Raw genomic sequence first — 18,060 nt, 5'->3', positions numbered from 1 at the left:
CCCCCCCGTCCCCCCTCGAGGAGCCTGCATGCTGACCGCCGACACGATCACCGCGATCGCCGAGGAGCTCGCGGCGGCGGAGCGCGCCCGCGGTGTGATCCCGCGCATCACCGCGCGCTATCCCGAGGCCACGGTCGAGGACTCCTACGCGATCCAGAACGTGTGGCGGGACAAAAACATCGCCGCCGGCCGGCGCGTCGTCGGACGCAAGATCGGGCTGACGTCGCGGGCGATGCAGGCGGCGACCGGGATCACCGAGCCGGACTACGGGGTGATGTTCGACGACACGGTGTGGGACAGCGGGGCGCTCATCCCGTTCGACGCCTACTCGAACGTCCGGATCGAGGTCGAGCTCGCCTTCGTCCTGCGCGCCCCGCTCGAGGGTCCGCGCTGCACCGTGTTCGACGTGCTGCGCGCCACCGACCACGTGACGCCCGCGCTGGAGATCCTCGACTCGAGGATCGAGCTGGAGGGCCGCACGATCGTCGACACCATCGCGGACAACGCCGCCTACGGCGGCGTGGTGCTGGGCGGCACCCCGACGGCACCCGGCGACGTGGACCTGCGCTGGGTCTCCGCCCTGCTGTACCGCAACGAGACCATCGAGGAGACGGGGGTCGCGGCCGGCGTGCTCAACCATCCGGCGACGGGCGTCGCGTGGCTGGCCCAGAAGCTGCACCAGCACGGCGCGCGGATCGAGGCGGGAGAGACCGTGCTCGCCGGTTCGTTCACCCGCCCCGTCTGGGTCTCGCGCGGCGACAGCGTGCTGTGCGACTACGGGCCCCTCGGGGTGATCTCGTGCCGGTTCGTCTGAGTCCGACGTTCCGCGAGGCGCTGGCCGGAGCCGGGCGCCCGCTGGCCGGCATGTGGATCAGCTCCGGCAGTCCCCTGGTCGCCGAGATCTGCGCCGGCGGGGGGCTGGACTGGCTGCTCGTCGACATGGAGCACGGCCCCAACGACCTGCCATCGGTCCTCGCCCAGCTGCAGGCGGTCGCCGCCTACCCCGTCACGCCGGTGGTGCGCGTCCCGGTCAACGACCCGGTGGTGCTCAAGCAGGTGCTCGACCTCGGCGCGCAGAACGTGATGGTGCCGATGGTGGGCTCCGCCGAGGAGGCCCGGGCGGCTGTCGCGGCGGTCCGCTACCCACCCCGGGGCGGTCGTGGCGTCGGCTCCGCGCTCGCGCGGGCGGCGCGCTGGAACGCGGTCGACGGCTACCTCGGGCGCGCGGACGAGCACGTGTCGCTGGTGGTGCAGGTCGAGACGGCCGACGCGGTGGCGAGGGCGGGCGACATCGCGGCCGTCGACGGCGTGGACGCCGTCTTCGTCGGTCCGTCCGACCTCGCGGCGTCCATGGGCCTGCTCGGACGGCAGACGCACCCCGACGTGACCGCCGCGGTGCTGCGGATCCTGCAGTCGGTGCACGCGGCCGGGGTACCCGCCGGCGTCAACGCGTTCGACCCCGCGGTGGCGGACTCGTACCTCGCGGCCGGCGCGTCGTTCGTCCTGGTGGGCGCGGACGTCGCCCTGCTGGCGCGCGGGGCGGAGGCGCTCGCCGGCCGGTTCGCCGGGAGCGCCGCCCCGCCCCGCGCGGGCTACTGACCGCCGTGGCCGCCGGACCCCGCCGAGGCCGCGAGGGCCGCCCGCATCCGGGAGACCTGCGCGCGCAGGCTCCCCGGCACCCGGTCCCCGAACTGCCCGAAGAACTCCTCGGTCCGCTCGGTCTCCCGGAGCCACGCCCCGGGGTCGAAGGCGAGCAGCTCGGCGAGCGCACGCTCGTCCATCGCGAGCCCCGCGGTGTCCAGGGCGCCGGGCGCCGGGAGCAGCCCGATCGGGCTCGGGACGGCGCCGACATCCGTGCGGACGAGCCGCGCCCTGTCGACCTGGTCCGCGACCCACGCCAGCACGCGCGCGTTCTCGCCGAACCCCGGCCACAGGAACCGGCCGTCGGCACCGGTGCGGAACCAGTTCACCTGGAACACCAGCGGCCGGCGCGCCGGGTCCAGCGCGGCGCCGACCCGCAGCCAGTGGGCCCAGTGGTCCGCCATGTCGTAGCCGCAGAACGGCAGCATCGCGAACGGGTCGCGCCGCAGCTCGCCGACCTGGCCCTCGGCGGCCGCGGTGCGCTCCGACGCGACGGTCGCCCCCATGAGCACGCCGTGCTCCCAGCTCTCGGCCTGCAGCACCAGCGGGACGGTCGTCGCGCGACGTCCGCCGAGGACGATCGCGTCGACGGCGACGCCCTCGGGGTCGTCCCAGTCCGCGGCCAGGGTGGGGCACCGGGTGGCGGACACCGTGAACCGGGAGTTGGGGTGCGCGGCGGGGCGGCCGGCGGCACCGTCGGCCGGCGTCCAGTCCGCGCCGGTCCAGTCCACGAGGTGGGCGGGCGGCTCGGGGGTGAGGCCCTCCCACCAGACGTCGCCCTCGTCGGTGAGCGCCACGTTCGCGAAGATCACGTCGCGCGCGAGCATCTCCACCGCGGCGGGGTTCGTCGTGGGACCCGTACCCGGTGCCACGCCGAACAGCCCGGCCTCCGGGTTGATCGCCCGCAGCGCCCCGTCCGGGCCGGGCTGCAGCCACGCGATGTCGTCCCCCAGGGTCTCCACCCGCCAGCCGCGCAGCGTGGGGTGCAGCATGGCGAGGTTGGTCTTTCCGCACGCCGACGGGAAGGCCGCGGCCACGTGGTACCGGCGGCCCTGCGGGGACGTCAGCCGCAGCAGCAGCATGTGCTCGGCCAGCCATCCCTCGTCGCGGCCGATGACGGACGCGATGCGCAGCGCGAAGCACTTCTTGCCCAGCAGCGCGTTGCCGCCGTACCCGGAGCCGTAGGACCAGATCTCGCGGGACTCGGGGAAGTGCACGATGTACTTGGTCGCGTTGCACGGCCACGGGACGTCGTCCTCCCCGGCGACCAGCGGCGCGCCGACCGAGTGCACCGCGGGCACGAACGGCTCCCCGGCGGCGACGCGGTCGAGCACGGCCGTGCCCACGCGGGTCATCATCGCCATGCTCACCACGACGTACGGGGAGTCGGTCACCTGCACCCCGACCCGGGACAGCCGGCTGCCGACCGGGCCCATGGAGAACGGCACGACGTACAGGGTCCGGCCCCGCATGCTGCCGGCGAACGCCTCGCCCAGCTCCGTGCGCATCTCCGCCGGATCGCGCCAGTTGTTGGTCGGACCGGCGTCGGCCCGCCGGCTCGGGCACACGAACGTGCGCGACTCGACCCGGGCGACGTCGTCGGGGTCGGACCGCGCCAGGTAAGACCCGGGACGGCGCCCGGGGTCCAGGGGGACGAGCGTGCCGGCACCCACCATCGCGTCGAGCAGCCGGGCGCGCTCGGACGCGGAGCCGTCGCACCACACCACGGCGTCCGGCTCGGTGAGAGCGGCCACCGCCTCGACCCAGGCGCGCACGTCCCCGCGCGCGGCCGCCGCGGCGACGTCGGCGGGCGTCGGGCGCCGGGTTCGGACGCCCCGCGGGCCGGCCGCGTCGGTGAAGGTGCTCATGTCCGGTCTCCTCTGCGCGGGGGGTCGGGGTCCCGCACGCCCCATCGTGCTGTCGAGCGCCGCGCGGCCGCCGCCCTCCCGACCTGTCAAGGACGCGCCGTCTTGACGGTTGGTCAGGTCCGTGGCTGACGACGTCCGCCGGCGCCCCGCCGACCCGCGCCCGGCCGGCCCCGACGCCCTGACGCTCGGGCGTCGGGTCCGGCACCTCCGCACGGCACGCGGCCTGACGCTCGACGCCCTCGGTCGTCGCGTCGGGGTCACCGGCAGCCTCCTGTCGCTCGTCGAGAACGGGCGGCGGGAGCCGAGGCTCGCGCTGCTCCGGGGCATCGCCGAGGTGCTCGACGTGCCGCTCGCCGACCTGCTCGACCCAACGCCGCCCTCGCGGCGCGCCGCGCTCGAGATCGCGCTCGACCGGGCCCAGCGCGTCCCCGGGTTCGAACGGCTCGCCCTGCCCGTGGTCCGGCCGGGCCGGTCGCTGCCGCTGCCGGTGCTCGAGCAGCTCGTCGGCCTGCACGAGGAGCTGCGACGGCGGGACCTCGAGGCGGTGGCGACGCCGGAGGAGGCCCGTCGCGCCAACACGCAGATCCGCCTGGAGCGGCAGGCGCGCGACAACTACCTCCCCGACATCGAGCGGCTGGCCGAGGACCTCGTGCGTCGGGCCGGCTACACCGGGGGGGCGCTCACGCACCACGCCGTGTCCCGCATGGCGGAACGCCTCGGGTTCACGATCATCCACGTCGAGGACCTGCCCGCCTCCACCCGGACCGTGACCGACCTCACCCACGGCCGGATCTACGTCCCGCTCGCCTCGACGCCGGGAGGGCACGGCCTGCGCTCGCTCGTGCTGCAGGCGATCGCGCACCGGGTGCTGGCGCACGAGCGCCCGGCGTCCTACGAGGAGTTCCTGCGCCAGCGGATGGAGATCACCTATTTCGCGTCGTGCTGCCTGCTGCCCGAGACCGCGGTCGTCGCGCACCTGCACGAGCGCAAGCGCGCGAAGGACCTCGCCATCGAGGACCTCCGCGACGCCTTCGGGGTGACGCACGAGGCGGCAGGGCAGCGGTTCACCAGCCTGGCGACCCACCACCTCGGCATCCCGGTGCACTTCGTGCGGATCGGCGGGGACGGCGCCATCTACCGGGCGTACGCCAACGACGGCCTGCCCCTGCCTGTCGACGTGACGGGCGCGATCGAGGGGCAGCCCGTGTGCCGGGCGTGGGGCGTCCGGCGCGCGCTGACCCGTCGCGACCGGCCCTCGGAGTCCTACCAGTACACCGACACGCCGGCGGGCACCTTCTGGTGCTCCACGCAGACAGGGTCGGGTGCCACCGGGCAGATCGCGCTCGCGGTCGGTGTGCCGTTCTCGTCCGCGACCTGGTTCCGCGGGCGGGACACCGCGGTGCGCCACCGCTCGACCTGCCCCGACGAGTCGTGCTGCCGGCGCCCCCCGGCCTCCGCGGTCGCGCGGTGGCGCCACGCGTCCTGGCCCAGCGCCCGCATCCACCAGCAGGTGTTCTCGGCCCTGCCCGCGGGGACGTTCCCCGGCGTGGACGCGCGGGAGGTGTACGCGTTCCTGGACCGGCACGCGCCCGCCTCGCCGGTGCAGGAGCCGGGGACGGCCGGCTGACCGTCGGGTGAGCCATCACATACGCTATGCGTTCGATGCCCGCAGCTATTGGTGGCCCGATGACGAGGACGCCTAGCCTGGCTGGCGGCCCGGGGACGCCGGGCGTCGACGAGAGGCAGACCACCATGACCACGCAGAGTGCCATCACCTGGCCCGACCGCTACCTGCCGGGTACCGGGGACAACTTCGTGTCGAACGAGGTCGTCGTCCGAGGGCTCGCCGCGGCCGACGTGTGGCCGTTCCTGACGGACACGGCGAGGTGGCGGTCCTACTACGACAACGTGGACGGCATCTCGTTCCCTTCCGGTGGTGGGCCGGTGCTGACCGACGGCCTGGAATTCCGCTTCGGCACGTTCGGGTTCCCGCCCCTCGAGGCGCGCGTCGTCGAGCTGGTCCCGCCCGCCGCGGGGACCGCAGGCCGCCTGTCCTGGACCGCTCGGCAGGACGGGGAGCCGCAGGACCGCCTGGACGTGCTCCACGCCTGGCTCGTCGAGGACCTGCCCGGCGGGCGCGTGCGCATCCTGACCCAGGAGACCCAGATCGGCGCCCCGGCCGCCGCCCTGGCCGCGGAGCGCCCGAACCCGATGCTCAACGGGCACCAGGCATGGCTCGACGGTCTCGTCGCCGCCAGCTCGGCGTCGTCGGCGACCTGAGCGCGACCCGCAGCGGGCGGGCGGCTCCTACCATGCACGCATGACCTCGCACGAGAGGCCGGGCGCGGCGAGCACCGACCTGAATCTCCTGCGCACGTTCCTCGCGGTGTACCGCGCGGGCAGCTTCACGGCTGCCGCGGCGCGGCTCGGCCTGGCGCAGCCCACCGTCACGACGCAGGTGCGGGCGCTGGAGCAGCAGACAGGCGCGACGCTGTTCGAGCGCCTGCCCCGCGGGGTGGAACCCACCCCGCCCGCGCACGACCTGGCGGCCCGGCTCGCCGCACCCCTCGACGCGCTGGTGGCGATCGGCGGGGGCGGGCTGAGCGGTGCGGGACGACCCGTGCGGATCGCGGGCCCCTCCGAGCTGCTGTGCGCGCGCGTGCTGCCCGCCCTCGCCGACCTGGTGGCCGACGGTGTGGAGCTCCGGGTCTCGCAGGGCCTCAGCGAACCGCTCGTCGAGGGCCTGCGGTCGGGAGCCCACGACCTCGTGATCACCACGCGCCGCCCGCGAGGGCGCGCGCTGCGGTCGTCCCCGCTCACGGACGAGGAGTACGTGCTCGTCGCGGCTCCGGCCTGGGCGGCACGCCTGCCTGCCCCGCCCGGTCCTGACGACCTGAGGGCGGTGCCGCTGGTGACCTACGCCGACGACCTCCCGATCGTGCGCCGGTACTGGCGGCAGGTGCTCGGACGCGTGCTGGACGCACCCGCCGCGCTCACCGTGCCGAACCTGCACGCGGTCCAGGCCGCGGTCGTGGCGGGGGCGGGGTGCAGCGTGCTGCCCGCGTCGCTGTGCGCGGACCATCTGGCCGAAGGGCGGCTGGTCCCCCTGCTCACCCCGCCCGAGCCGCCGCTGAACACCCTGTTCCTCGTCGAGCGGCCCGGTGCCGACGCCAACCCGCACGTCGACCTCGTGCGGCGCCGGCTGGAGGCGTGCGCCCGGGTCTGGTGACCGGACGGTGGCCCGGGACGCGTTGGTTCTGCGAGGCGCGGGGCGGCTCCACCTCGCCAGGCGTCACGCCGAGGGAGCGCGCGTGCCCTGGTGGTTCCTGGTGGTGACTGTCAAGGCCGTGATGATGGCGCCGGCGAGGAACATGACGGCCGCCGCGAGGTAGGCCGCGGCGTATCCGTCGCTGAGGGCGTCCGCCGTGGCGCGGTCGGCGGACCCCGCCGCCGATGCGGTGGTGGCGACGACGGTGAGGACGGCGAGGCCGAGAGCCGCCCCGATCTGCTGGGCGGTGTTCATGACGGCTGAGGCGACGCCGGTCTCCCGCTCGACGACGCCGTGCACCACGGTGAGCGTCATGGGCACGAAGGCCAGGCCGAGCCCGGCAGAGCACAGGAACAGCGGAATCATCAGGTGGTCGAGGTACGAGGAACCTGACTCCAGCGAGGACAGCCAGAACGCACCCCCTGCGGCCAGGACGAACCCGGGCACGGACACCGCGCGCGGGGGGAGCTTCCCTGCGAGCTTGGCCGCGACTGCCGAGGCGATCACGATGCCGAACCCGAACGGGAGGGCCGCCACGCCGGCCTGGAAGGGGCCGAACTGCAGGACCTGCTGCATGAACAACGTCGCGAGGTAGAACGTCCCCATGAGGCCGGCGCCGATGATGAGCACCCCGACGTACGCACCGGCCCTGTTGCGGTCCGTGAGCAGACGCAACGGCAGGAGCGGGCTGCTGCTGATCGACTGCCGCGCGATGAAGGCGACGAGCAGCAGGACCGCGACGCCGAAGGCGACAAGGGTGACGGGGTCGGTCCACCCGCTCGCCCCGGCGCGGGTGAAGCCGTAGGCGAGCGCGGCGAAGCTCCCCGTGGCCCCGACGGCGCTGAGCACGTCGACACGGCTGGTGCCGCGGGGGGCGTCGCGCAGGACTCGCGTGCCGGCCAGGACGGCCACGCCGATCGGCAGGTTGACGAGCAGCACCCACCGCCAGGACAGCGCGCTCGTCAGGACGCCGCCGAGCAGGACGCCCCCGATGATGCCGAGGGCGGACATCGCACCGTAGACCGCGACCGCCTTGTTGCGCGGCTTGCCTTCCGGGAAGGTCGTCGCGATGAGCGCCAGAGCGTTCGGCGCCACGAGGGCGGCTCCCACGCCCTGGACCGCCCGGGCGATGACCAGCAGCTCGATCCCCGGTGCGAGGCCACCCACGACCGACGCCACGGTGAACACGACGAGGCCGGTACGCAGGACCCGCCGGCGGCCGAACACGTCGCCCGCACGCCCTCCCAGGAGCAGCAGGCCACCGAAGGCGAGCACGTACGCGTTGATCACCCACGGGAGCGCGGCCTCGGAGACCTCCAGGTCGGCCTGCACGCTCGGCAGCGCCACGTTGGCGACGGTGTCGTCGAGCACCATCATCAGCTGGGCGGTCGCGATGACCAGGAGTGCCCAGGTGAGCGATCGTGACGCACGCAGGCTGTTCGAGGCGGCGCGGGCGGCGTCGCGGGCCATGGCAGGTCCTTCCGGTCGTTCTCGGCTACCCCGTACGGGTACCCCTCGACCGCTACATTAATACCCCCCATGGGTATGTCGGACCGATGCGTGATCTCGGTCATGCCAGTGCTGGATCGGCGCGAACCCCGCCCTGCTCAGGTGTCGTCCGACCGCGTGCCGGCCGCTGCCGACAGGTGGGTCCCCCCGATCGGTGTGCCGGCGATACGGATCTGGTCCCGACCGGCGTCCTTCGCGCGGTAGAGGGCGATGTCGGCGGCGGCGAGCGCGCTCCCAGGAGGGGTGCCCTGCGTGACGACGGCGATCCCGGCGGAGAAGGTGACCCCGGTGGCCTGCTCGGCCCACTCCGTGCGCAGGGCACGGAGCATGGTGGCCGCCTGGACCGGTTCCGTGCGCGGCAGGATCAGGACGAACTCCTCACCGCCGTACCGCGCGGCGTAGTCGCGCCGGCGGATGTGCTGGGCGAGGTAGCCGCCGAACTTCTCCAGGACGGCGTCGCCGGCGGCGTGGCCCCGGGTGTCGTTGAGCCGCTTGAAGTGGTCGAGGTCCGCGATCACCAGGCAGTCGCCCGGACGGGCCTGCGACAGGCGCTCCTCGAGGTCGCGGCGGTTGCCGAGCGAGGTGAGGACGTCGGTCCGCGCGTCGTCGGCGAGCCGGCGCCGGAGGTCCCGCTGGAGCGCCATCGTGACCGCGAGGACCTGGGCGGTGGCCCACCACACGATGCCGTACCCGGTCAGGCGGATCGCAGCCATGCTGTCGAAGATCGGGACCATCGCGATGTACGACCACCACGCGACGGGGAGGACGACGAGCGCGGCCCGCCCCGGGTGGAAGAGCCCTACGTAGACGAAAGTCAGCGGGATCAGGCTGACGAAGGCAAACGTGACCTCCGCCGTGACGTGAGCCAGCACCGCGAGTGCAAGCAGCACGGAGACGGGGAAGGCGATCGTGCCCCACGGGAACCGGTGCCACGGCACCCGCAGGCTCACGACGAGGAGCAGGAACATGAACGCCGAGGCGGCGACGAGCATGAGCTGTTCGTTCCGGTCGATCCCGACGTACAGCGCCGCCACCACGACGAAGCCGCCGCAGAACACCAGGAGGAGCCGACCAGCGGCGGCCGCGGTACCTCCCACGAGCAACCACGCGGGCGTGCGCGCGACCAGGCGTACGACCGCGGGGGGTCGGCCGGCCTGACGTGGGCTTGGGTCGGTATGACAAGGCGGTGAGCTCACGTCCGGCTCATCGGCCGCCACCGATCCTCCTGAAGGCAGGCGTCGCGACTCACCCGGTGCTAGGACCAAGACGTCCGCGACCAACCGGCAGGTCGCGGCGGCATCGGAGGTGTCCGCAGCGGCCGAGCAGGTGTGGCGGAAGGTCCGGACGGTGGCGGCCGGTTCGGACCAGATGGGCGAGCGGTTGGGTCCTGGTGGTCGCTCAGGCTTCGACGAGCCCCTTGTCGATCATGCTGCGGGCCCCGGCGACGACCGCCTCGGTCCACGGGCGGGGGGTGAGTCCGAGCACGTCGCGCGCGCGTGCGGTCGACAGGCGCTTGACGTAGCCGAGCTCCGGGGCGATCTCGCGCATCTCGGGTCGCACCGCGGCACCTGCGCGGATGAGGATCGACGGGATGTTCCGGGTCGGCACCGCGTGGGCGGCGTCGCCGAGCGCCTCGCGCAGGACCGCCCCGACCTCTCGCAACGGTGTGGCGACGTCCTGCGAGGCGACCAGGACGCGCAGGCCCGCAGCCTCGGGGCGGTCGAGGGCCGCGATGTGGGCGGCAGCGACGTCGCGGACGTCGACGAAGGGGATCGCGAGATCGGGGAACCCGGGCAGCGCGCCCGTGAGGATGCGCTGGAGCAACCGGTTGGTGCCGGACACCGCGTCCCCCATGACGGGCCCGAGCACGGCGACCGGCAGGATCGTGACGAGCTCCGGTCCGCCGTGGACCCGCACGTCATCCCACGCGGCGCGCTCGGCGAGCACCTTGCTGCGCCCGTACGCGTCCATACCGGGGCCGTCGAGCGGCGACCAGTCGTCCTCGGTGAACACGTGGTCGACCCGGCCGTGGCCGAAGCCGACGGCGTGGAAGGCCGAGGTGAGGACGACCCGGGGCACTCGCGCGTCCCGCGCGGCCCGCAGGACGCGGAGCGCACCCTCGCGCGCTGGGACGATCAGCTCGTCCTCCTCCTCGACGTGCCCCGGCGTGACGGGGGAGGCCACGTGCAGGACGCCCGCGGTGCCGCGCACGGCCTCGTCCCAGCCCGCGTCGGCGTCGAGGTCCGCGGCGACGACCTCGAGCCGGCCCAGCTCTCGTACCCCTGCCTCGGCGAGGACCGTCCGGACCTCGGCCTCGCGCGCCAGCGAACGGAGGGTCGTCCGGACCGGCCTGCCCTGGGCGAGCAGCTGGAGAATGCAGTGGCCCGCGATGAAGCCGGAGCCGCCGGTGACGAGGACGGGCGCAGTGGGGTCGATGTCAGTCATGGTGCCGATCGTGCACGGTCGTCGGGTGGACGCGGGAGCCCCCGCTGACACTGGTACTGCCAGAGGCAGGGTCCGGAGCGCGCCAGAAGCTACGGTGGCGACATGGTCGAGGCGCGCAACCTGCTGGGGGAGTACCTGCGCGCCCGGCGCGAGCTCGTGACCCCTGAACGTGCCGGCATCCCGACCTCCGCCCGGCGGAAGGTCGCGGGGCTGCGTCGCGAGGAGGTGGCGATGCTCGCCGGCATCAGCGCCGAGTACTACGTCCGCCTCGAGCAGGGACGCGACAGGCGCCCGTCGCGGCAGGTGCTCGAGGCGATCGCCCGCGTCCTGCAGCTCGATGTCGCGCACCTCGTGGTTCTCGCCGACGCGGTCGACCCCGCGCGCCCCGGCTCCGGTCGGGCGCGCGTCCGACGGGAGACGCCGCCGCCGAGCCTGCTGCGACTGGTGCAGACGTTGCCCGTGCCCGCCTTCGTCGAGGGTCGCTACCTGGACGTGCTCGCGGCGAACCCGCTCGCCACCGCGGTCTCGGCGTGCCTCGACGTGGGGCGCAACCGGTTGCGGGACGTGTTCCTCGACCCTTCGGAGCGGGCGCTGTTCACGCATGCGGAGCGGGCCGCGGGGGCGCTGATCGCCGGGTTCCGTCGATCCGTGGGTACCGACGTCGACGATCCGCGCGTCATCGCGCTGGTGGGGGAGCTCTCCGTCGCGAGCCCGTTGTTCCGTCGGCTGTGGGCGCGGCACGACGTCGCGGACCGCGGCAGCGGCGCCGTTGTTCTCGACCACCCGATGGTCGGTGCGCTGCGCCTGGACCGGGACAAGCTCGCCGTGACGGGCGCGGACGGGATGATGCTGGTCGTCTACCAACCCAGCCCGGGCACCGACGCCGGAGAGAAGCTGGCATTCCTCGGATCGGTGGCCGCGACGACGATCGCGAGGCACGGGCCGTCGGCGAGAGCCGGCGGAGCCGATGCCGACTCCTTCGCTCGCCGACCGCTGTAACGGTCGGAGGCGCCACCGTGATGGCCATCAGCGAGTCAACGCGTCACGGTTCGACGGGCCGGACCGCTGCGGTCGCCAGCACCCGGTCGACGAGGTGCACGAGGTGCGCGTCGTCGATGCCGTCGACCTGCAGGATCTGACGCAGGTAGATCGGGGCGAGCAGGCCGTCGATGACGTCGCGGTAGTCGAGTGCGGGTTCGCCTCGCTCGACGGCGCGGTCGAGCATCTCCTGTATCTCCGCGGCGCGCTGCGCCAGGACCTCGGCGCGCCGCGTTCGCACCGCCGGGGTGTCGCGGGCGCCCGGTTCCAGAGCCGCACGCACGAGAGCCAGACCACCGGGGGCGGCGATGTCGGTCGCGGCGGTCGTGCCGTAGGCGAGCAGGTCGGCTCGCAGCGTTCCGGTATCGGGCATCGCCGCCGACCTGCTCAGGCGAGCTGTCTGCAGGTCCAGCAGGACGACCGCCGCCGAGCCCCAGCGACGGTAGATCGTCGTGGGATGGACACCAGAGCGCTCGGCCACGGCCGGGATGGTGATCGCCTCCTCGCCGGACTCGTGCATCAACTGGGCTGCCGCGGCGAGCACGGCCTCGCGGGTGCGGGCGCTCCGCCCACCGGGACGCTGCTGCTTGTCGATCACCCGACGAGTTTAACGCAACTAACTTGCGTTCGGAGCAGGTGCGACCTAGGGTCGTCTTAACGCATCATCGCTGCGATAGGAGCACGGCCATGGACCCTCTTTTCTTTCACGACGACCCGCAGTTCTGGTACGAGACGCAGCGTGCCCTCGGCCACGCCGTCTACGGCGGCTCGGACCTCGGCGAGGTCGCCACCACCGCGGCTCGCATCACCGCCGGCGACTACGAGAGCTGGTACCGGGAGTGGACCTCGACGGCGCGGCGCGTCCTGCAGCACGCCGACACAGCGCGCGAGGGTGGGCACGCGGTCTCCGCGCGGGACCACTACCTGCGCGCCAGCAACTACTTCCGCTGCGCCGAGTTCTTCCTGCACGGCAACCCGGACGACCCGCGGATCCAGGAGTCCTACGACGACTCCCTCGCCGCATTCCGTGCCTACGTGGAGCTCACCGACGGTGCCGTGCGGGAGGTCGAAGTGCCGTTCGAGGGAACCACCCTGCACGGCTACTTCTACCGCGGTGGGCCGGGAGAGCGTCCCACCGTGGTCATGCACAACGGCTTCGACGGCTCGGTGGAGGAGATGCACTTCTTCGGGGCGGCGGCGGCCGTCGAGCGGGGCTACCACGTGCTGAGCTTCGACGGCCCCGGGCAGCCCAGCTCGCGTCGCCGCGACGGGCTGACGTTCCGTGCCGACTGGGAAACGGTCGTGACGCCTGTCCTGGACTGGCTGTTCGCCACCCACCCCGAGGTCGATCAGGAACGAACGGCGCTGCTCGGTGTGAGCATGGGCGGAATCCTCGCCCCGCGCGCTGCGGCCTTCGAGCACCGCCTCGCCGGCGTCATCGCACTCGACGGCGTGTTCGACCTCGGCGGAGCGGCGATGAACTTCCTGCCGATGGACCGCGAGCAGGCGGAAGCCGCACTGCGGGCCGAGGAGGCGCCGGAGCTGGACGCCGCGCTCGAGAAGATCATGGCGGCCAACCCGACCGCGCGGTGGGGGTGCCTGCACGGCATGTACACCATGAACGTGGACTCGCCTCGGAAGTTCATGGCGACTTACTTCGACTACTCCCTCGGCGGCGGGATCGCCGAGCAGATCCAGTGCCCCGTCCTGGTGGCCGACGCGCAGGACGACCTGTTCTTCGCCGGACAGCCCGAGCTGCTGCACGAGCACCTCAACGCGGCCAGCACTCTGGTCGAGTTCACCGAGGCAGACGGGGCTGCGGCTCACTGCCACAGCGGCGCCCAGCGGTTCGCCTTCGCCACGGTGTACGACTGGCTGGATAATGTCCTCCGCTTCCGTGGAGCCGTGACGGCCTGACCGACCCGGCGGCGCGGGCGTGATCACGAGGGCGGCACCCGGCAGCAGCTCGTGAGGGAGGGACGGGGTCTGGGCGGGTGCTGAGCCGGGTGATCGCGCACCGCGTTCGCGTGCTGCTGCGCCGGCATCGGGTCCGGCGGACTCGCGGACCGGGCCGCGGCGCCGTACGGGCGTGGATGGATGCCGTCCTCGGGCATGAGGTTCAGAAGCTGTCCAGCGACATCCAGTTCGCCCAGCAGCCCGAGATCGACCTCATGACCTCCTGGCTGGAGACCTGGGGAGAAGAGCCGCCCAGCAGCGAGGACGACATGGGCGGGATGGACCACTCCAGCGGACACGCCGGCATGGCGGACGACGAGCAGATGCAGCAGCTCGAAGACGCCGGCGCGGACTTCGACCGGATGTTCCTGGAGATGATGATCGAGCACCACCAGGGCGCGATCACCATGTCCCAGCAGGAGCAGGAGAACGGCCTCAACGAGGACGCGCTGGCCCTGGCCGGGACGATCATCGGCGACCAGACCGAGGAGATCGCCGAGATGAAGGAGATGCTCGCCGACATGTGAGCATCCAAGACGCAGCGCCACCGGGACACCCCTTGCCCCGGTGGCGCTGCTGTGTCCGCAGTAGCGCCGTCCGCTTCATCGACGCTTCATCGGTGCCGAAGGGCTTGCTCCACCCAGCACGTCGAGGATCGAGATCGGCGACAAGCAGACCCGACTGAGCAGACGGAGCACCCCCGTGATCAAACACCACCTCAAGCACATGGCCATCAACGCACGCGTCGGCGTGGGGTCGGGGGCGCGGAGGTGGTCGCGATGTCGCCTCAGGGATGCCGCGTGCGCTGGGATTGGGGATCGTCTGCTCGGTGTGGAACCGGTGGCGTGGGGTGAGGAGGCTGTGCGGGTATGGTGCGAGCTGGTTCTTGCTTTGTTGCTGTGGTCGTTACCTGTGTTGTTGGGTCGGCAGCAGGCCGGCGAAGACGCCGATCGCGGCAGTGGTGAGCGCGCGGGTCCTGGCGGGCGCTGGGGTGTCGCGATCAGGTCTTCCGATGGTGTGAGCGTGCGTGCGTGTGCGCGCGGCGCCGGGCGTCGCGCGCGGCTGGCGCGTGTTGGGTGGTCAGGTGCCGTCGAAGAAGTCTGCGGGGCTGATGTCGAGGGTGCGTGCGAGGCGCCGGATCGTCACGAGTGTCGGGTTGCGTCTTCCTCGTTCGACCCCGGCGATGTACGTGCGGTCGAGGCCGGAGGCGGCTGCGAGCTGTTCCTGCGTGAGGCCCGACTGGGTGCGTAGCCGCTGGAGGCGGGAGCCGAAGTCGCGCTGCCAGGCGGGCTGTTGCTCGGGGTTGTGCACGACGTGACGGTACAGGCGGGTGCCTGCTCTTCGGGCAGCAGGGGTAGGTTTCCGGTGTGCGCGGTTGGGTCACTTCGGCCGCCTGCGTCGCTCCCGGTGGGGCCGGGCTATCGGTTCGTGGTCGTCTCGGGCGTCGTCGGCTCCGGGGTGGTCGAGGTCAGCTGCATCGTCTCGGCGTTGAGCTTGCTCTGCCAGACGGCGGGGACGGTCTGAGCGAGGATTCGGATGCGTCGTCCTCGTTCGGCGGCCAGCCAGTCGATGAGCAGCGTGCGGGTCAGCGTGCGCCGGACTGTGAATCGATCGTCGACCTCTGCGAGTCGGTCGATCGCGGCGGCGAGCTTGCCGAGAGACTCCTCGGACTCGTGGACGAAGATGTTCCGGGCGGCGCGCAGGAGCTCGAACCGCAGGACGAGCTCGTCGCTGAGCGCGTCGAGCTCGGCCTGGGAGTCCACGACAAGCCAGCCGTCGGTGCTCCTGACATCGCCGTTGGGCGGTGAGCTGATGCGGTCGATGTACATGTCGGTGATGGCGCCGGCGTCTCCGGTTTGGCGGAGTTCGTGGAAGACGTCCTTGGGGATGTCGCCCTTGCCCTCGTCGACCCGACGTGCGACAGCCTGGGTGTCGAGCCCGATCATCGCCCGGAGCCACTGGCGGCGGCTCACCTCGAACTCCCGGATGCACTTCGACTGGATGTACCTCTCGAGCAGGTCGCCGGCGTCGCGGGGGCGTACGGCTTGGAGGTCGATGAGGAACGAGTCGAGCTCGAGCTGCGCGCGGTGCAGGTGGATCGCGGCGCTGGCGGTGCCGAGGCCTGCGGCGCGGGGTCGGCGCGCCGGGCCGGTCGCGCCGGTGGCGCGCTTCGCGCTGTTCCAGCTCCCGTAGAAGAGGCGGACGGACGGCCCGGAGGGTCGTCTGCGTCCCGCGCGTGCCTCCCGCTCGACGAAGGCCTCGTAGCCGGCGTACGTCGCAGGGACGTTGGTCGTCGTCGTCTCGGCGAGGAAGTCGGCCAATGCGTCCGTGTAGTCGTTCTCCTCGAAGAGGATTAGGCCGGGCGGGCGGCCGCGGTCGCCGTGCTGGACCCCAATGGAGGTCATGGCTGTCGACCACCTGCCCTCGCCGAGCCGCTTCGTGACCGTCTGGCTCGTCGGCGGCCACGGTGTTGCGCCCTGGCCGGACGTCAGTCCGAGATCGGTCAGGACGACGGTTCGCAGGTCGTCGTACCGAGCTTTGGTCATGGAGACGTCCGTCGGGGTCTCGGCCTGCGTGCGTGCGTTGGACGCGAGGGTCAGGATGCTCGCGACCTTCGTCGCGGGGATGCCGAGCAGGCTCAGGGCGGCCGCGAGTTCCGCTGTCTCGTCGAGGTCGAGCTCGGTGAGTGCGGCAACCGGGTCTTCATCAAGACCACGGTCGACGGCGATGGCGTACCAGACGGCCGATGCGATGACGGAGCGCGAGAACGCGAACTCCTGAACTCGCACGTCGAAGACGTGACCGCACGCGGCGACGGCGGCCTTGACGAACGCGGCCGGCTCGTGGGGCAGCAGCGCGTGGATGCGAGCCTCGACCTCAGCGCGCGGTTCGCCGGCTGCTGCGAGTGCCCGGACGGCGTCGCCGTACTGGGCGACGAACTCTTCGGTACGGGTGCGCGCTCGGGCGTCGCGCTCCGCTCTGCGCGCCTGGCTCGAGTCCGTGGCTGCGACCTGCCCGGACTGCTTCACGATCTGGGCGACCCGTTGGTGGGAGATCCCGAGCGCGTCGGCGATCTGCCGGTAGGTCTTGCCGCTGCGGTAGTCGGAGACGATCGCAGCGTCGCGATCGGTGGTCGAGGTCTGGCTCATGCGTGGTGGCCCCTGCTGTGGTGCTGCGGCGAGCGCGGTCGTGTCGCCTCGTTCTTCCTGATCGACAGGTTTGGCGGGTGGGCTTAGGCCCTTCGTCCTCCGTCAGGGACTGAACGGTTCCACGCGTTTCGAGCGTCTTTGCGTTCGGCTGGCCTGCCGCGGAATGCCAAGGCGGGGTTCACGGTGACTGGTCCGGTGTTGCTGTCGGCCTTGCGGTGGATGTACCCGGCCTGCTCGAGGGAGTGCAGGGCGCCGGACCAGGCGGCCCGGCTCATGTCGATGTACGCGGCGGCGGCGCTCGGGGACCCGAGTGGCGGGGTGGTGCTGCCGGTGTCGATGAGCGCGATGAGGCGCAGGAGTACCCGGATGCGGCTCCCGGCGAGGTCGTCGGCGATGAGTTGGCGCAGGCTGGGGGTGAACATCTTGACCCATCGGTTGGGCGGCGGCGCGATGTGCGCGGCCCGGAGCGTGTCCCTGTGCTCGCTGCTGTCGCCCCGGTAGACCAGGGTCGGGTCGAGCCGGAGGCTCGTGGTCCCGTGCCGGGAGTCCTTCGTCAGGACGTGGGTGGTGCGGAGCTCGGTGGTGGCGGCGCTGACGGTGTCGGGGTGCCGTCCGAGCTCGGCGGCGGTCGTGGCGCTGATCCAGGGGCTGACGGTGGCCGAGTTCGGCTTGATCCTGGTCATGAGGTGCAGGAGGAGCTCGAGCGCTGCGGGCGACAGGACGCCGGTGCGTGCGAGCTCGGTGAGGCGGTGCGGGTAGACCCGCACCCAGGAGTGGTCGGTGAGCTGTCCGTCGCCGCGGACGCGTGAGGTCGGGGGGAGCTGTCGGGGGCGATGCTGCATGGTGCGTCTCCTGAGCGGGCCCGCACGGTGCGGGTCGTGGAGTCGGCACCGTCCCGGTGGTGGGTGGTCGGCGCAGTCGACGCACGGCTGTGCGTGTCTTCGTTCGGCCGGGTGCGGCCGGTCGCTCGTGACCGCGCTCGCGCCCCGGTCGCTGTCGTGGCCTGCGGCATCGCGCGTCCGGGCGGATCGCTGTTCTTTGATCTGGCTCTCTTGGGTCTGGGCGAGGCTGTGAGCGCGGGGGCGGGGTGCGTCGGGCGAAAGGCGGCGCATCCGGGGGAGTCGTGTGGGGTGTGAGCCGGGTTGCGGGAGCCGGTTGGTCTGGAGCAAGAAAGCTGCTTGGGGGT

Annotated in this window: 16 protein-coding genes; 8 read left to right on the top strand and 8 right to left on the bottom strand. The window is 72.6% G+C overall.

Annotated elements, in window-relative coordinates; translation table 11 throughout:
- Window positions 1-28: 28 nt before the first annotated feature.
- Together hpaH and G6556_RS00075 are read left to right on the top strand one after the other, a co-directional pair.
- Complete coding sequence (gene hpaH, locus G6556_RS00080; RefSeq protein ID WP_166937540.1) at window positions 29-814, top strand: 2-oxo-hept-4-ene-1,7-dioate hydratase; 786 nt, start codon at window positions 29-31, stop codon at window positions 812-814.
- Window positions 799-1,599 (top strand): aldolase/citrate lyase family protein, encoded by an 801-nt coding sequence (locus G6556_RS00075; protein WP_166937539.1) that lies wholly within the window; start codon window positions 799-801, stop codon window positions 1,597-1,599. Before hpaH ends, G6556_RS00075 begins: the two co-directional genes overlap by 16 nt.
- Here the strand turns inward: G6556_RS00075 and G6556_RS00070 are convergent.
- Entirely contained in the window at window positions 1,593-3,509 is a 1,917-nt protein-coding gene (locus G6556_RS00070) for a phosphoenolpyruvate carboxykinase (GTP) (protein ID WP_166937538.1), read from the bottom strand. The two genes, G6556_RS00075 and G6556_RS00070, sit on opposite strands and share 7 nt — an antisense overlap.
- Before the next feature lie 121 nt (window positions 3,510-3,630).
- Here G6556_RS00070 and G6556_RS00065 point away from each other — a divergent pair, with 121 nt between their 5' ends.
- The 3 genes from G6556_RS00065 (at window position 3,631) to G6556_RS00055 (ending at window position 6,738) form a co-directional block, all read left to right on the top strand.
- Window positions 3,631-5,136 carry a helix-turn-helix domain-containing protein gene (locus G6556_RS00065; RefSeq protein ID WP_346774625.1) on the top strand — a complete coding sequence of 502 codons (1,506 nt, stop codon included), beginning with the start codon at window positions 3,631-3,633 and terminating at the stop codon, window positions 5,134-5,136.
- 125 nt (window positions 5,137-5,261) lie between these two features.
- Window positions 5,262-5,789: an SRPBCC domain-containing protein gene (locus G6556_RS00060; protein ID WP_166937537.1), complete on the top strand. Its 528-nt coding sequence runs from the start codon at window positions 5,262-5,264 to the stop codon at window positions 5,787-5,789.
- Window positions 5,790-5,829: 40 nt separating this feature from the next.
- Window positions 5,830-6,738: a LysR family transcriptional regulator gene (locus G6556_RS00055; protein WP_166937536.1), complete on the top strand. Its 909-nt coding sequence runs from the start codon at window positions 5,830-5,832 to the stop codon at window positions 6,736-6,738.
- 63 nt (window positions 6,739-6,801) lie between these two features.
- Here the strand turns inward: G6556_RS00055 and G6556_RS00050 are convergent, their stop codons facing one another.
- From G6556_RS00050 to G6556_RS00040, 3 genes are all read right to left on the bottom strand, one after another.
- Window positions 6,802-8,247: an MFS transporter gene (locus G6556_RS00050; RefSeq protein ID WP_166937535.1), complete on the bottom strand. Its 1,446-nt coding sequence runs from the start codon at window positions 8,245-8,247 to the stop codon at window positions 6,802-6,804.
- Window positions 8,248-8,384: 137 nt separating this feature from the next.
- Window positions 8,385-9,383, bottom strand: a complete 999-nt coding sequence (locus G6556_RS20070) for a GGDEF domain-containing protein (RefSeq protein ID WP_166937534.1) — start codon at window positions 9,381-9,383, stop codon at window positions 8,385-8,387.
- Between the two features lie 301 nt (window positions 9,384-9,684).
- Complete coding sequence (locus tag G6556_RS00040; protein ID WP_166937533.1) at window positions 9,685-10,731, bottom strand: NAD-dependent epimerase/dehydratase family protein; 1,047 nt, start codon at window positions 10,729-10,731, stop codon at window positions 9,685-9,687.
- Window positions 10,732-10,833: 102 nt separating this feature from the next.
- Between G6556_RS00040 and G6556_RS00035 the strand changes: the two genes are divergently transcribed.
- Entirely contained in the window at window positions 10,834-11,730 is an 897-nt protein-coding gene (locus G6556_RS00035) for a helix-turn-helix transcriptional regulator (protein WP_166937532.1), read from the top strand.
- Window positions 11,731-11,773: 43 nt separating this feature from the next.
- On the opposite strand, the gene G6556_RS20065 is transcribed toward G6556_RS00035, so the two are convergent.
- A complete protein-coding gene (locus G6556_RS20065; RefSeq protein WP_166937531.1) occupies window positions 11,774-12,367 on the bottom strand; it encodes a TetR/AcrR family transcriptional regulator in 594 nt (197 codons plus the stop codon).
- 89 nt (window positions 12,368-12,456) lie between these two features.
- Here G6556_RS20065 and G6556_RS00025 point away from each other — a divergent pair, with 89 nt between their 5' ends.
- Together G6556_RS00025 and G6556_RS00020 are read left to right on the top strand one after the other, a co-directional pair.
- A complete protein-coding gene (locus G6556_RS00025; RefSeq protein WP_166937530.1) occupies window positions 12,457-13,686 on the top strand; it encodes an alpha/beta fold hydrolase in 1,230 nt (409 codons plus the stop codon).
- A 176-nt stretch (window positions 13,687-13,862) separates the two neighbouring features.
- Complete coding sequence (locus G6556_RS00020) at window positions 13,863-14,252, top strand: DUF305 domain-containing protein (protein ID WP_166937529.1); 390 nt, start codon at window positions 13,863-13,865, stop codon at window positions 14,250-14,252.
- Window positions 14,253-14,805: 553 nt separating this feature from the next.
- On the opposite strand, the gene G6556_RS00015 is transcribed toward G6556_RS00020, so the two are convergent.
- The 3 genes from G6556_RS00015 to G6556_RS00005 form a co-directional block, all read right to left on the bottom strand.
- Window positions 14,806-15,036, bottom strand: coding sequence for a helix-turn-helix transcriptional regulator (locus G6556_RS00015; RefSeq protein WP_166937528.1), 231 nt, complete (start codon window positions 15,034-15,036; stop codon window positions 14,806-14,808).
- Window positions 15,037-15,143: 107 nt separating this feature from the next.
- Window positions 15,144-16,874, bottom strand: a complete 1,731-nt coding sequence (locus tag G6556_RS00010) for a hypothetical protein (RefSeq protein ID WP_166937527.1) — start codon at window positions 16,872-16,874, stop codon at window positions 15,144-15,146.
- A gap of 83 nt (window positions 16,875-16,957) precedes the next feature.
- Complete coding sequence (locus tag G6556_RS00005; protein ID WP_166937526.1) at window positions 16,958-17,641, bottom strand: hypothetical protein; 684 nt, start codon at window positions 17,639-17,641, stop codon at window positions 16,958-16,960.
- Window positions 17,642-18,060 lie beyond the last annotated feature (419 nt).

The sequence above is a fragment of the Cellulomonas sp. IC4_254 genome (assembly GCF_011603975.1).
GTDB lineage: Bacteria > Actinomycetota > Actinomycetes > Actinomycetales > Cellulomonadaceae > Cellulomonas.
The sequence above is the reverse complement of the archived record's forward strand: the minus strand, read 5'-3'. Positions and strand labels throughout refer to the sequence as shown.